Below are 12,725 nucleotides of genomic sequence, written 5' to 3'. Positions count from 1 at the left end.
GTGCCCCGCCGCGGCTGCGGCGGGGCACGGCGCGAGCGGGGCTCGTGGTCAGACGCGGGCGGCCGGCTTGTCGTTGCACAGGGCCCAGATGACGAACACCCCGAGGGCGATCGCGATGAGCGCCCACAGGGGCTGGTAGGGCAGCCACAGGAAGTGGAGCAGCACCGACAGTGCGGCCAGGACGATGCCTGCGATCCGGCTCCACCCGGCGCCCTTGAGGATGCCGACGCCGACGGCGACGATGATGATGCCGAAGATCAGGTGGATCCAGCCCCACGCGGTGAGGTCGAACTTGAACGTGTAGTCGCCGATCGGCACGTAGACGTCGTCCTTGGCGATGGCGGCGATGCCCTCGATGATGCCGAACACGCCGATGACCGCCATCAGGACACCGGCGAACGTCGTACCGCCGGTGGCCCACGCGTTGGGGGAGCGGGCGCCTGCGGGTGTCGAGGGGGGAGGACTGCCGGGGGTGGTGGTCATGTCGCCACCTTCCTGCTGTGGGGAACCGGTCGTATCCGAGCGTGCGCGCGGACGGCGGTGCGGGCGACCCCACGGAGGCCGAACGGGGGAATCCGGCATGCGGCCGGCCGGACCTGGACCCGGATCCGGACCCGCGAACGCCGGAACGCCGCCGGGCCCGCGTGCTGCGGGTCGGGCGGCGTCGTGAAGCGTGAGGGTGCGTACGGGGCGGGGCCTCAGGCCCAGAGTTGGCCCTGGAGGACCTCGATCGCTTCCTCCGTCGTCGCCGCCGTGTACACGCCGGTCGACAGGTACTTCCAGCCACCGTCGGCCACGACGAAGACGATGTCCGCGCTCTCCCCCGCCGCCACCGCCTTGCGGCCGACGCCGATCGCCGCGTGCAGCGCCGCACCGGTGGAGACGCCCGCGAAGATGCCCTCCTGCTGGAGCAGCTCCCGGGTCCGCGTCACCGCGTCCGCCGAGCCCACCGAGAAGCGCGTGGTCAGCACGGAGGCGTCGTACAGCTCGGGGACGAAGCCCTCGTCGAGGTTGCGCAGGCCGTAGACGAGGTCGTCGTACCGCGGCTCGGCGGCCACGATCTTCACCCCGGGCACGTGCTCCCGCAGGTAGCGGCCGACGCCCATCAGCGTGCCGGTGGTGCCGAGCCCCGCCACGAAGTGGGTGATCGACGGGAGGTCCCGCAGGATCTCGGGGCCCGTCGTCGCGTAGTGCGCGCCCGCGTTGTCCGGGTTGCCGTACTGGTAGAGCATCACCCAGTCCGGGTGCTCCGCCGCCAGCTCCTTGGCCACCCGTACGGCGGTGTTGGAGCCGCCCGCCGCCGGCGACGAGATGATCTCGGCTCCCCACATGGCCAGCAGGTCCCGCCGCTCGTGCGAGGTGTTCTCCGGCATCACGCACACGATCCGGTAGCCCTTGAGCTTCGCCGCCATCGCCAGGGAGATGCCGGTGTTGCCGGAGGTGGGCTCGAGGATCGTGCAGCCGGGGAACAGGCGGCCGTCCTTCTCCGCCTGCTCGACCATGTGGAGCGCGGGGCGGTCCTTGATCGAGCCGGTCGGGTTGCGGTCCTCCAGCTTCGCCCAGATCCGGACGTCGTCCGAGGGCGAGAGCCGGGGCAGCCGGACGAGCGGCGTGTTGCCGACCGCGGCCAGCGGGGAGTCGTAGCGCATTACTTCGAGCCGCCGGCCACGGCCGGGAGGATGGTGACGTTGTCGCCGTCCTTGAGCTCGGTGGAGATGCCGTCGAGGAAGCGGACGTCCTCGTCGTTGAGGTACACGTTGACGAAGCGGCGCAGCGCCCCGCCGTCCACGATGCGCTCCTCGATGCCCTTGTGGCGGGTCTCCAGGTCGGAGAAGAGCTCGGAGAGGGTGGCGCCCTCGCCCGTCACGGCCTTCGCGCCGTCGGTGTAGGTGCGGAGGATGGTCGGGATGCGGACCTCGATGGCCATGGCGGGCTCCAGTGTGGTGACGAAGGTGCGGAAGAGGACTGAGGGAAGTCAGCGTCAGGCGTGGCGGCGCGTGGTACTCGCGGCTCGCTGCCCCGCGCGCGGGGGCCGTGGGGGTCAGGCAGCCGGACAGATGGCGCTGGCGAGGCGGCACAGGTCGACGTGCAGCCGCGCCACGAGCAGCGGGCTGCCGGGCGTCTCGATGCTCACGTCGGGGGGAACCATGCGGTCATGTTAACGATTCCCGGTCCCCCGTTTGGAGTGTGATCCCGCATCGTGGACTTCAGAGGCTCACATGCTGGTCAGTAGCCCTCGACGACCTGCACTTCCTCCTCCGCGATCACGCCGTCGACGATCCGGTAGGAGCGGAACTGGAACTCCCCGAGGCCGTCCTTGTCCGCCGTGGAGACCAGCACGTAGTGCGCGCCGGGCTCGTTCGCGTAGGTGACGTCGGTGCGCGAGGGGTAGGCCTCGGTCGCGGTGTGCGAGTGGTAGACGATCACCGGCTCCTCGTCCCGGTCGTCCAGCTCGCGGTAGAGCTTCAGCAGGTCCTTCGAGTCGAACTCGTAGAACGTGGGCGAGCGGGCCGCGTTCAGCATCGGGATGAACCGCTCCGGGCGGTCGGTGCCCGCCGGGCCGGCGACCACGCCGCACGCCTCGTCGGGGTGGTCCTGGCGGGCGTGCTCGACGATCCGGTCGTACAGGGCCTGGGTGAGGGTCAGCATGAGCGACAGGATAAGCAGACGGGCCCTCCCGTACCGAGGAGCGGTACAGGAGGGCCCGAATGCTGGACACGAGCCCTGCGGGGGCACGTTTCCCGGCCGCGGCAGGCGGCCGGGACCCGTGGCCCCGCAGGCGTCAGAGGGTCTTCTGGGAGCCTTTCGGCAGGCCTTTCAGGCGGCCTTGTTGAAGGCCGCGCCGCGCGGGTCGCGGGACTTCATCACCAGGTAGGAGACACCGAGGATCAGGCCCCACAGCGGGGCGCAGTACAGCGAGACGCGGGAGTCCTTGTCGATGCCCATCATCACGATGACCATGCCGATGAAGAGCAGGGCGAACCAGCTGCTCCACGGGGCACCGGGCGCGCGGAAGGCGGACTGCGGCAGCTCGCCGCGGTCGGCCTTGGCGCGGTAGCGGATCTGGCAGACCAGGATCATGATCCAGGCCCACATGCCGGAGATGGTGGCGAAGGAGACGACGTAGTCGAAGGCCTTGCCCGGGGCGACGTAGTTGATCCAGACGCCCACCAGCATCAGCGCGGCGGAGAAGGTGGTGCCCACCAGCGGGGTGCCGCTCTTGGTGAGCTTGGTGAAGAACTTCGGGCCCTGGCCGTTGAGCGCGAGGTCGCGCAGCATGCGGCCGGTGGAGTACATGCCCGAGTTGCAGGAGGACAGGGCGGCCGTCAGGACGACGAAGTTGACGATCGCGGCGCCGACGCCCAGGCCCATCTTCTCGAAGGCCAGGACGAAGGGGCTCTCGCCCGCCTTGAAGTTGGACCACGGGATGACCGACATGATCATGATGAGCGCGCCGACGTAGAAGACGGCGATGCGCCACGGCACGGTGTTGATGGCCTTGGGCAGGGTCTTCGCGGGGTCCTTGGACTCGCCGGCGGTGACGCCGACCAGCTCGACCGCCAGGAAGGCGAACATCACGATCTGCAGGGTCATCAGCGTCTCGCCGATGCCGTTGGGGAAGAAGCCGCGGTCGCTCCACAGGTTGGAGACGGAGGCGGTGGCGGCGGCGTCGGAGAAGCCGATGGTCAGGATGCCGGCGCAGATCAGGATCATGCCGACGATGGCGGTGACCTTGACCATGGAGAACCAGAACTCCAGCTCGCCGAAGAGCTTCACGGAGATGAGGTTCGCGGCGTACAGGATGACGGTGAAGATCAGCGCGTACGCCCACTGCGGGAAGCTGTCGTGGGTCCAGTACGACATGTACTGCGCGGCCGCCGTCACCTCGGTGATGCCGGTGACCACCCAGAAGAGCCAGTACGTCCAGCCGGTCACGTACCCCCAGAACGGGCCCAGGAACTCGCGGGCGTAGTCCGAGAAGGAACCGGAGACGGGGCGGTACATGAGCAGCTCGCCCAGGGCCCGCATGATGAAGAAGATGACCAGGCCGGCGATGGCGTAGGCCAGGATCAGACTCGGTCCGGCCTTGGAGATCGCCTTGCCGGCGCCCAGGAAGAGGCCGGTGCCGATGGCTCCGCCGATCGCGATCATCTGGATCTGGCGGGCGCCGAGTGCGCGGTGGTAACCCTCGCCGCCCTCGGCCCCGGTGCCCTGGCCGCCCTCGCCCGGGTTCTTGTCGTGCTGCTCGACCTGCACAGAGGTCATGTCTTGGTGCGCCTTTCTCCACGCCGACCCGCGCCTTCGACCGGCTGCGGCTCGGGTCCTCGATCCCCCCGGATACGGATGGAGTTGCACGCCGGCGATCAGCCGGTTCAAGCGGGCCGGGGGGCATGGGTGGCGCCCCGTCGGCGGTCGTGAAGATTTATCACGGCCTTACGGGTGCGCGGGGAGCCGAAATGTGGCACAAGGCACGGGCAATTCAGGACATAGGCCTGGAAACGCATCAGATCACCGCATGACGGTGATCTGATCGTTATTTGGATTTGAGGGTCCGCTGAGCGAACACTCCTCGCCCTTGAGGATTCTCAGAGGTCCAAAAGCCCCCAGGGGCCGTCAGAGGGTCTCGATGAGGCTCTCCTGCAGTCCACCCAGCCAGAGGTACGCCATCACCATCGGCTTGCGCGGATCATCGTCCGGAAGCCGGAAGAGCAGCTCGCTCTCGTCGTCCTCGGTGATGTCGAGCCGGGCCGCGAGCGTGAGCCGCAGGTCGTTCAGCGCCCCGAGCCAGCGCATCGGGAGCTCGCCGGTCAGCTCCAGCACGGCCGCCCCGTCGCCGGCCGGGGTGAGCCCGTCCAGGCTGCGCACGACGGCCAGCGCGTCCTCCCGCTTGCGGGTGCGCAGGTCGTTCTCGGTGAACCGGCGGAACTCCGCCGACCGGGCGCGCAGCTCCTGCGGGTCGTCCTTGGGTCCCGCGCCCGGGCCGCCGTACGCGTCGGGGAAGAGCCGGGCCAGCGCGGGGTCGGACGGGGGCTCGGTGGGCCCCTCGTTCCCCTCGGCGAACAGCACGGCGAGCGGGTCCGCGTCCTCGGCGGGCTCGGGGGCGCCGGGGCCGATGAGCTCCAGCAGCTGCGCGGCCAGGGAGCGCAGGATGGAGATCTCGATCTCGTCCAGCGCGGCGGCGGCCCCGCCGCCCTTCAACGCCTCGAACGTCCCCATGGAGCGGCCCATCAGTTCCGGTCCTGGGACAGCGTCGCCCACAGGCCGTAGCCGTGCATGGCCTGCACGTCGCGCTCCATTTCCTCGCGGCTGCCGCTGGACACGACCGCCCGTCCCTTGTGGTGCACGTCCATCATGAGCCTGGTGGCCTTGTCCTTGGGGTAGCCGAAGTACGCCTGGAACACGTACGTCACGTAGCTCATGAGGTTGACCGGGTCGTTGTGCACCAGGGTCACCCAGGGGACGTCGGGTTCGGGGACCGCGAAGGTCTCTTCGGCCGACTCGGTGCGTTCGATCTCAATGGGAGCAACACTCACTTGTCCCATGCTGCCACCGTGACGGCCCGGTCGCACAAACGGGCCCTACATCTCGTCAGTTTGACGAGATGTGCGCTAGCATCCGTGACATGAACCCTGCGGACCTGGGCCTGCCGGTGGACGTGCCGTCGACAGCGCTCTTCACGGACCATTACGAGCTCACGATGTTGCAGGCCGCCCTGGCCAACGGCACGGCCGACCGCCGCTCGGTCTTCGAGGCCTTCACCCGGCGGCTGCCCGAGGGGCGGCGCTACGGCGTGGTGGCGGGCACCGGACGCGTGCTGGACGCGGTGGAGAACTTCCGCTTCGACAGCGCCGTGCTGGAGTTCCTGCGCGAGCGGGCCGTCGTCGACATGCGCACGCTCGACTGGCTGGCCTCGTACCGCTTCTCGGGCGACATCTGGGGCTACCCGGAGGGCGAGGTCTACTTCCCGGGCTCGCCGATCCTGCGGGTCGAGGGCAGCTTCGCCGAGTGCGTGCTGCTGGAGACCGTGATCCTCTCGATCCTGAACCACGACTCGGCGATCGCCGCGGCCGCCTCCCGGATGTCCTCGGCGGCGGGCGGCCGGCCGCTGATCGAGATGGGTGCACGGCGCACGCACGAGCTGGCGGCCGTGGCCTCGGCGCGGGCCGCGTACGTCGGCGGCTTCACCTCGACGTCGGACCTGGCGGCCGGGTTCCGGTACGGGATCCCCACGGTCGGCACGAGCGCCCACGCCTTCACCCTGGTGCACGACAACGAGCGGGACGCCTTCACGGCGCAGGTGGCCTCCCTCGGCAGCGGGACGACCCTGCTGGTGGACACGTACGACGTGGCGGAGGCGGTACGGACGGCCGTGGAGGTCGCGGGGCAGGGCCTCGGGGCCGTGCGCATCGACTCCGGCGACCTGCTGCTGGTCGCGCACCGGGTGCGGCAGCAGCTGGACGAGCTGGGGGCGACGGGCACGAAGATCGTGGTGACCTCGGACCTGGACGAGTACGCCATCGCCTCGCTGGCGGCGGCGCCGGTGGACGCGTACGGGGTGGGCACGCAGCTGGTGACGGGCAGCGGGCACCCGACGTGCTCGATGGTCTACAAGCTGGTGGCGCGGGCCGTCTCGGCGGACCCGAAGGCCCCGCTGGCGCCGGTGGCGAAGAAGTCCTCGGGCGGCAAGACGTCGATCGGCGGCCGCAAGTGGGCGGCGCGGCGGCAGGACGCCGAGGGGGTGGCGGAGGCCGAGGTGATCGGTACCGGGCCGGTGCCGGCGGCCCTGGCCGATGCGCAGCTGCTGGTGGAGCTGGTGAAGGGCGGCGAGGTGGTCGCGCGCGAGCCGCTGGAGGCCGCGCGCGACCGGCACCGCGCCGCCCGCGCCGGCCTCCCGCTCTCCGCGATGCAGCTCTCGCGGGGCGAGGCCGTGATCCCCACGGAATACGCGTAGCGCGGACGGACCCCGGGTCCCCCCGGACGGAGTCCGGGGGGAGTTTGAGGCGCGGGGGTCCGGGGGCAGAGCCCCCGGCAACGGCGCTGCACACCACCACCACGAGCCGAAGGGCACCGGACATGCACCGCGCACTGATCGTCGTCGACGTACAGAACGACTTCTGCGAAGGCGGCAGCCTCGCGGTCGCCGGCGGGGCGGATGTCGCCGCCGCCGTCACCGAGCTCATCGGGCAGGCCACCGCCGGCTACCGGCACGTCGTCGCCACCCGCGACCACCACATCGACCCCGGGTCGCACTTCGCGCACCCGCCGGCCCGGCCGGACTACGAGACCTCCTGGCCGGTGCACTGCGTCGCGGGGACCGAGGGCGTCGGGTTCCACCCGAACTTCGCTCCCGCCGTGGCCTCGGGGGCCGTCGCCGCCGTCTTCGACAAGGGGGCGTACGAGGCTGCGTACAGCGGTTTCGAGGGGGCCGACGAGAACGGGCGGGGCCTGGCCGACTGGCTGCGCGAGCGCGAGGTGACCGAGGTCGACGTCGTCGGCATCGCGACCGACCACTGCGTGAAGGCCACGGCCCTGGACGCGGCCCGCGCCGGTTTCACCACCCGCGTGCTGCTGGACCTGACGGCGGCAGTGGCCCCCCAGAGCGCCGCACGGGCCCTGGAGGAGCTCCGCGCGGCCGGGGTGACCCTGACGGGCCGCGGCGCCTAGGCGCCCCCCAGGAGGGCCCGGATCGGGTGCCACAGCTCGGCCGCCCGGTCCGGGGCGCAGCGCCAGAGCAAGCCGTCCGGGTGGTGCAGGACGGCGGTGACCTCGTCCGGGCTCGGCGGCTGGGCGTTGCCGCGCAGGTACACCGCCCGCATCCCGAGGTTCCGCAGCCTGGTCAGGGCGCGGGCCCGGTTCGCGGCGTGTACGAGCACCCGTACGTTTCCGCCCTCACCGGTCGGTCTGGGCAGCGTGAGCGCGACCACGACGCTGCCGCCTGGCAATCTCACGAAACCTCCACCGGGCATGATCCTCAGCTCCCCCGTGTCTCCCCTGTCAATAAGAACTCGCACCACGCATCTAAACGCGATCGGCCGCCGCCCGCTAGAGGGCGACGGCCGATCATGCTTTGACCTGCGGTTTTATCGACTACTTCGCGGCGGGGCCGACCTCGACCGTCATCTGGAGACCGTCGTACGGCTCCTTGACGATCTTGATCTTGGTGTTGGTGTCAGCGACCTTCACCGAACCGGTCGGGTTCTCGTCGTAGTAGTACTTGCCCTTGTGGTCGTCGAAGACCAGGTTGGCGGGCTTCGGCTTGAGGAAGAGCGCCTCGCCGTTCTTGTGCAGGGTGAACGCGTCCGTGGAGTACGCGCTGAACGGAGCGTCGTACGGCTGGATCTTGTTCCGCAGCAGGGTGCCGTCCGACCACTTCATCGGCTTGGCGTTGGCGTCGATCGGAAGGATCAGACCGGAGCCCGGGTGCTGGCTGGTGTTGTTGTCCTTCTGGGACTTGTCCCAGAGCCAGATCAGCAGGCCGTCCTGGTACGGGTAGTGCTCCACCCAGTTCGGCTTGGTGTTGCTGAAGCCGAAGTTGTACGGGCCGACCTTGAGGGTCGAGTCGTACGAGACGTAGCGGCGGTTCTCGGCCAGGTAGTACTGCGGGTACTCCTTGGTGAAACCGGCGCCGATGCGCGAGAAGCCCTTGCCGGTCCAGCCGTTGTCGCCGTTCTCGGCGCCGTCGGTGAACAGGCTGGAGCCGTCCGCGGTGACGTTGACGGCGTCGGCCGTGAAGCCCTTGCCGCCCGCGCCGCCGTCCGTCTGGTAGCGGAAGCGGAGGTCGATCTTCTTGCCCGCGTAGGCGTCGAGCGGGTAGTTCAGCGACTTCCAGGCGCCGGAGACGCCGGTCAGCGAGGGGCTGCCGGAGGCGTCGGCCGGGATGGCCGCACCGTCGGCGGTGCCGGCCAGCGCGGTCCAGGTGGCGCCGCCGTCCGTGGACACCTCGGTGTAGAGGAAGTCGTAGTCCGCCTCGATGTCCCACCAGCCCTTGAGGGACAGGGCCGCGGAGGACTTGCCGGTGAGGTCGAGCGACCGGGTGAGGGTGTTCTTGAGGTCGTCACCCATGTTGCTCCACCACTGCGAGGAACCCTCGGCGGGAGCGACGATGTCGGTCTGGACCTGCTTCTTGGGCAGCTCGACGACCAGGGCCTGCTTGTCCTTGGTGTTGAACGCCGAAACGCCCAGCTTGTGGGTGGACTTCGTCGCGGCCTTGGCCGTGTCGTAGTTCAGCCAGCCCAGCTGGAGCTTGTCCCAGGCAGTCATGTCGCCCGGGAGGTCGCCTATGGAGTCCTTGCCGTTGCCGAGCCAGGAGCCCGCCGACATCAGGGACCAGAAGCCGACCGAGTTCTCGCCGCCACCGGAGGTGTCGTAGAGGTCCGGCAGGCCCAGGTCGTGGCCGTACTCGTGCGCGAAGACGCCGAGGCCGCCGTTCTCCGGCTGCATCGTGTAGTCGCCGACCCACAGGCCGGTGTTGCCGATCTGGGTGCCGCCGGCCTTGTTGTTCGCCGGGCCGGTCTTGCCCGCGTCGGTGCCGTAGGCGTACCAGCGGTGCGCCCACAGGGCGTTCGTGCCCTGCACGCCGCCGCCGGCCGACTCGTCCTCGCCCGCGTGGACGATCTGGAAGTGGTCGATGTAGCCGTCGGGCTCGTTGAAGTTGCCGTCGCCGTCGAAGTCGTTGCGGTCCCACTGGTCGTACTGGGACAGCTGCGCCTTGATCTCGGCGTCGGTCTTGCCGGCCTTCTTCTGGGCCTCCGCCCACGCGGTGACGCCGTCACGGACGGTGTCCCACACGTTGGAGCAGTTGGTCTGGCCGCAGTAGTTCGAGCCGTAACGGGCCTCGTTGTTCGGGATCTTGACCCAGTCGGCGACCTGACCGTCGACCGAGTAGCGACCCGAGGAGGTCTTCTCGTAGTAGGTCTTCAGCGAGTTCTTGCCCTGGCCGGTACCGAAGTACAGGTCCTGGAAGTAGTCGCGGCTGAAGTCCTTGCGCCACGCGGTGCTGTTGTTCGTGGCGCGGTCCGGCTGCGCGATGGTGTTGTGCATCGGGCCGGGGGTGCCACCGTACTTCGGAGCCGGGGGCTTGGGGCCGGTCGGGCCGTCCGGGTCGAACATGGTCGTGTTGTCGACCTGGTCGCCGAACTCGACGAGGATCGTGAAGATCTTGTCGGTCTTCTCGCGGCCGAGCTCGACGTACTTCTTGTCGTCGAGCTTGACGACCTTCGAGGCACCGCGCTGCTCGACGTCCTTCTTGCCGCTCAGCACCTGCTCCAGCGCGGCCTCGCGCTGCTGCGCCTGCTGGTCGCTGAACGGGCCCTTGAGGTTGTGCTCGACCTTCTCCTTGGCGGGAGCGGTCGGGTCCTCGTGGTTGGCGGCCGGCGCGGGGGTCTGTCCCGCGACGGTGGCCTGTGCGGTGGTGAAGGCGGCGCCGGTGGCCGCCGTGGCGGCCAGGGTCACGGCGACTGCGGTGGCACGCAGCGCTCGTCGTCTCACGGAATTGCCGGTCACTTGATGTCGTTCCCCTCCCGCGGCCGCGACATAGGTCGGAACGTCTCCATTGGAGCGGGGGGTTCCGCGCGGCGCGCGTCTCAAGTGACGACATTTGACCGGAGAGTCGAAAGAAAAGACAGACCTTGACTTGTTCCTTACAACTGCACTATGCGGGCAAGGAGTTCCGCTATTCGGACGTTCCACGGTCATAAGGGGCGAACGGCACTTCCCGACCTTGAGGATCACCGGAGAATGACCCCCGTGCGCCCCCCGTGCTCCGGCACCGTGGGTTAGGTCGTGCTTACCGGTAGTTCCGCTCGGGCATCCACCGTCGTAGAGTCACTTGACGCGCGACCGAGTTGAGCCGACTCCCCCTCCCGCCTTGAGGACGGATATCGCCATGCCGCGTCCGACTGCCGCACAGCTCGCCTACGGGTCCGCCACCGTCATCGTGTCGACGATCGCCATGCTGCTGCTCTCGCAGACGAGCACCGGGCTCGGAGTCGCGGTCATCTCCGCGGCCGCGCTCGCGCTCGGGCTCCTCGTCGCGCTCACCGTGCCCCTCCCACGGCGGCGCGGGAGGCACGCGGCGGGGCGTACGGGCCCCGCGGCCGCCCCCGCCGGCCCGGACGCGAACGCGACGGCGGCCGCCCGGGTACCCGAACCCCGGACGGCCGCGGCCGAACACCCCGTCCACCACTGACGGCGCGCGCCGCCTCCGCCGCACGACGCGGCGTACGAAGCCGCGCACAACGCGGCGCGGACGGCCTCCCGGTGGGGAGGGCCGCCCGCGTCGCTCCGAGCGCTGCGCCGTGCGGGTCTTATGTGACGCGGACCACCACGGTCTTGCCGACCTTGTCGTGCAGGCCCTGCTTGTACGGCTTGTCGACGAGCATCGAGATGACCAGCGCGATCGGCCACAGGCAGAAGCAGCAGATCAGCGTCGGCAGCCAGAGCACGGCGGCGCGGGCCAGCGCGGCGTTGGACTGCGGGACGCTGCCGTCGTTGAGCATCGCGACGCGCAGGCCCATCCACTTCTTGCCGAGGGTCTGGCCGTTCTTCTTCGTCAGCAACCAGTCGTAGCCGACGTACGCGGCGATCGAGATCAGGGTCATGATCAGGCCGCTGCCGCTGTAGGACTTGGTGATGACCTCGCTGACGTCCTCGCCCTTGTCCGTCTCGACGGTGTAGCGGTTCGCGCCGAAGGCCAGCTGGATCAGGAACAGCGGGACGGCGACGATCACCACGTCGATGATGCGGGCGGCGAGCCGCTTGCCGAAGTCGGCGAGCGGCGGCATGCCGGCGAGCGGGTCGGGCATGCCGTAGCCACCGCCGCCGCCGTACGGGTCACCACCGCCGTCGTACGGGGGAGGCGGGGGCGGATATCCGCCCCCGCCGCCCCCGCCCCCGGACGGGGGAGGCGGGGGCGGGAAGCCTCCGCCGCCGGGGGGCGGCGAGCCGTACGGCGAACCGCCCGACGGGGGCGTCGGTCCCTGTGGCTTCTTGAGGAACGGGTCCTCCTCGGGCGGCTCGCCCGGCGGCGGCTGGTCGGTACTCATGGCCCGAGTCGAACCCGGCCGCGCCGTCCCCGCAACGGGACCGCGTCCGTTCGGGGCACGGGCCTAGCGGGAGACGTACGTGCGGGCGGCCTTGTCGTGCCAGGCCTGGCGGCGGGGCCGGTCCACGAGGCACCGGAGGCTGCCCGGGAGGCCGAGGAAGGCGTAGACCAACCAGCGCCGCAGGGCCGCGCCGAAGGTGGGCGGGCGCAGCGTGGCGGTGGCCAGGACCCGTACGCCGAACAGCTTCTTGCCCGGGGTGCGGCCCCAACGGGCGGTCGGCACGGCCTCGTAGAGGACTCCGAAGAGCAGTACGGCGCCCAGCACCAGGGCGAGCCGGCCGCAGACGGCGGCGTCGAGAAGCCACACGGTGGTGGTCCGTCCGCTCAGCCGGGCGGCGTCCACCTTGGCCTGGAGGTGCGCGGTCGTCTCGGGCACGAGGGGCAGCGCGGTCCCCGCGGCGACGGCGCCGAACACGAGGGTGTCCACGAGCCGGGCCGCGGCCCGTCGCGCCAGCCCGGCGGGGCGTACGGCGCGCTCCGCCATCCGCTCGAAGACGGCCCGTTCGGTACGGCGGGGGGCGGCGGCCTCGGGTGCGGCGGGCTCAGCGGGCCCGGCGGGCAGGAGGTCGACGGGCTCGGGCTCGACGGGCTCGGGGGCCGCGGCCACGACGGGCCGCTCGCC

The 12,725-nt window shown here is 70.4% G+C and carries 15 protein-coding genes; 3 read left to right on the top strand and 12 right to left on the bottom strand.

Annotation, left to right across the window (positions count from 1 at the left end; all coding sequences use genetic code 11):
• Positions 1–48 precede the first annotated feature (48 nt).
• The 8 genes from ACFWB8_RS35160 to clpS form a co-directional block, all read right to left on the bottom strand.
• Complete coding sequence (locus ACFWB8_RS35160; RefSeq protein WP_385236765.1) at positions 49–483, bottom strand: hypothetical protein; 435 nt, start codon at positions 481–483, stop codon at positions 49–51.
• Positions 484–698: 215 nt separating this feature from the next.
• Positions 699–1,649: a PLP-dependent cysteine synthase family protein gene (locus ACFWB8_RS35155; protein WP_385236762.1), complete on the bottom strand. Its 951-nt coding sequence runs from the start codon at positions 1,647–1,649 to the stop codon at positions 699–701.
• Positions 1,649–1,927 carry a MoaD/ThiS family protein gene (locus ACFWB8_RS35150; RefSeq protein ID WP_385236759.1) on the bottom strand — a complete coding sequence of 93 codons (279 nt, stop codon included), beginning with the start codon at positions 1,925–1,927 and terminating at the stop codon, positions 1,649–1,651. The genes ACFWB8_RS35155 and ACFWB8_RS35150 overlap by 1 nt, the downstream gene beginning before the upstream one ends.
• Before the next feature lie 114 nt (positions 1,928–2,041).
• The gene (locus tag ACFWB8_RS35145) at positions 2,042–2,149 is read right to left on the bottom strand and encodes a putative leader peptide (protein ID WP_385236756.1); all 108 of its coding nucleotides are present in this window, start codon (positions 2,147–2,149) and stop codon (positions 2,042–2,044) included.
• Positions 2,150–2,226: 77 nt separating this feature from the next.
• Positions 2,227–2,649: a Mov34/MPN/PAD-1 family protein gene (locus ACFWB8_RS35140; RefSeq protein ID WP_385236753.1), complete on the bottom strand. Its 423-nt coding sequence runs from the start codon at positions 2,647–2,649 to the stop codon at positions 2,227–2,229.
• Positions 2,650–2,817: 168 nt separating this feature from the next.
• The gene (locus tag ACFWB8_RS35135; protein ID WP_385236750.1) at positions 2,818–4,266 is read right to left on the bottom strand and encodes an amino acid permease; all 1,449 of its coding nucleotides are present in this window, start codon (positions 4,264–4,266) and stop codon (positions 2,818–2,820) included.
• 348 nt (positions 4,267–4,614) lie between these two features.
• Positions 4,615–5,229: a DUF2017 domain-containing protein gene (locus tag ACFWB8_RS35130; protein WP_385236747.1), complete on the bottom strand. Its 615-nt coding sequence runs from the start codon at positions 5,227–5,229 to the stop codon at positions 4,615–4,617.
• Complete coding sequence (gene clpS, locus ACFWB8_RS35125; RefSeq protein WP_385236744.1) at positions 5,229–5,543, bottom strand: ATP-dependent Clp protease adapter ClpS; 315 nt, start codon at positions 5,541–5,543, stop codon at positions 5,229–5,231. Before clpS ends, ACFWB8_RS35130 begins: the two co-directional genes overlap by 1 nt.
• An 80-nt stretch (positions 5,544–5,623) precedes the next feature.
• Here clpS and ACFWB8_RS35120 point away from each other — a divergent pair, with 80 nt between their 5' ends.
• Both ACFWB8_RS35120 and ACFWB8_RS35115 read left to right on the top strand, forming a co-directional pair.
• Positions 5,624–6,952: a nicotinate phosphoribosyltransferase gene (locus tag ACFWB8_RS35120; RefSeq protein ID WP_385236741.1), complete on the top strand. Its 1,329-nt coding sequence runs from the start codon at positions 5,624–5,626 to the stop codon at positions 6,950–6,952.
• 122 nt (positions 6,953–7,074) lie between these two features.
• Positions 7,075–7,665: an isochorismatase family protein gene (locus ACFWB8_RS35115; RefSeq protein ID WP_385236738.1), complete on the top strand. Its 591-nt coding sequence runs from the start codon at positions 7,075–7,077 to the stop codon at positions 7,663–7,665.
• Here ACFWB8_RS35115 and ACFWB8_RS35110 read toward each other — a convergent pair.
• Both ACFWB8_RS35110 and ACFWB8_RS35105 read right to left on the bottom strand, forming a co-directional pair.
• Positions 7,662–7,967: a hypothetical protein gene (locus ACFWB8_RS35110; RefSeq protein ID WP_385236735.1), complete on the bottom strand. Its 306-nt coding sequence runs from the start codon at positions 7,965–7,967 to the stop codon at positions 7,662–7,664. The two genes, ACFWB8_RS35115 and ACFWB8_RS35110, sit on opposite strands and share 4 nt — an antisense overlap.
• A gap of 121 nt (positions 7,968–8,088) precedes the next feature.
• Positions 8,089–10,503, bottom strand: a complete 2,415-nt coding sequence (locus tag ACFWB8_RS35105; RefSeq protein ID WP_385236732.1) for an immune inhibitor A domain-containing protein — start codon at positions 10,501–10,503, stop codon at positions 8,089–8,091.
• 382 nt (positions 10,504–10,885) lie between these two features.
• Between ACFWB8_RS35105 and ACFWB8_RS35100 the strand changes: the two genes are divergently transcribed.
• The gene (locus ACFWB8_RS35100) at positions 10,886–11,188 is read left to right on the top strand and encodes a hypothetical protein (RefSeq protein WP_385236729.1); all 303 of its coding nucleotides are present in this window, start codon (positions 10,886–10,888) and stop codon (positions 11,186–11,188) included.
• 118 nt (positions 11,189–11,306) lie between these two features.
• On the opposite strand, the gene ACFWB8_RS35095 is transcribed toward ACFWB8_RS35100, so the two are convergent.
• Together ACFWB8_RS35095 and ACFWB8_RS35090 are read right to left on the bottom strand one after the other, a co-directional pair.
• On the bottom strand, positions 11,307–12,044 hold the full coding sequence (locus ACFWB8_RS35095) for an RDD family protein (RefSeq protein ID WP_385236726.1): 738 nt from the start codon (positions 12,042–12,044) through the stop codon (positions 11,307–11,309).
• 63 nt (positions 12,045–12,107) lie between these two features.
• On the bottom strand, positions 12,108–12,725 hold a 618-nt coding region (locus ACFWB8_RS35090; RefSeq protein ID WP_385236723.1), incomplete at its 5' end, for an RDD family protein.

This window comes from Streptomyces sp. NPDC060031 (genome assembly GCF_042736805.1).
Taxonomy (GTDB): Bacteria; Actinomycetota; Actinomycetes; order Streptomycetales; family Streptomycetaceae; genus Streptomyces.
The sequence above is the reverse complement of the archived record's forward strand: the minus strand, read 5'-3'. Positions and strand labels throughout refer to the sequence as shown.

Excerpts from the sequence above, each read along its gene's own strand:
- ACFWB8_RS35160 (WP_385236765.1), bottom strand. The coding sequence starts at position 483 with ATGACCACCACCCCCGGCAGTCCTCCCCCCTCGACACCCGCAGGCGCC.
- ACFWB8_RS35155 (WP_385236762.1), bottom strand. The coding sequence starts at position 1,649 with ATGCGCTACGACTCCCCGCTGGCCGCGGTCGGCAACACGCCGCTCGTC.
- ACFWB8_RS35150 (WP_385236759.1), bottom strand. The coding sequence starts at position 1,927 with ATGGCCATCGAGGTCCGCATCCCGACCATCCTCCGCACCTACACCGAC.
- ACFWB8_RS35145 (WP_385236756.1), bottom strand. The coding sequence starts at position 2,149 with ATGGTTCCCCCCGACGTGAGCATCGAGACGCCCGGCAGCCCGCTGCTC.
- ACFWB8_RS35140 (WP_385236753.1), bottom strand. The coding sequence starts at position 2,649 with ATGCTGACCCTCACCCAGGCCCTGTACGACCGGATCGTCGAGCACGCC.
- ACFWB8_RS35135 (WP_385236750.1), bottom strand. The coding sequence starts at position 4,266 with ATGACCTCTGTGCAGGTCGAGCAGCACGACAAGAACCCGGGCGAGGGC.
- ACFWB8_RS35130 (WP_385236747.1), bottom strand. The coding sequence starts at position 5,229 with ATGGGCCGCTCCATGGGGACGTTCGAGGCGTTGAAGGGCGGCGGGGCC.
- clpS (WP_385236744.1), bottom strand. The coding sequence starts at position 5,543 with ATGGGACAAGTGAGTGTTGCTCCCATTGAGATCGAACGCACCGAGTCG.
- ACFWB8_RS35120 (WP_385236741.1), top strand. The coding sequence starts at position 5,624 with ATGAACCCTGCGGACCTGGGCCTGCCGGTGGACGTGCCGTCGACAGCG.
- ACFWB8_RS35115 (WP_385236738.1), top strand. The coding sequence starts at position 7,075 with ATGCACCGCGCACTGATCGTCGTCGACGTACAGAACGACTTCTGCGAA.
- ACFWB8_RS35110 (WP_385236735.1), bottom strand. The coding sequence starts at position 7,967 with ATGCCCGGTGGAGGTTTCGTGAGATTGCCAGGCGGCAGCGTCGTGGTC.
- ACFWB8_RS35100 (WP_385236729.1), top strand. The coding sequence starts at position 10,886 with ATGCCGCGTCCGACTGCCGCACAGCTCGCCTACGGGTCCGCCACCGTC.
- ACFWB8_RS35095 (WP_385236726.1), bottom strand. The coding sequence starts at position 12,044 with ATGAGTACCGACCAGCCGCCGCCGGGCGAGCCGCCCGAGGAGGACCCG.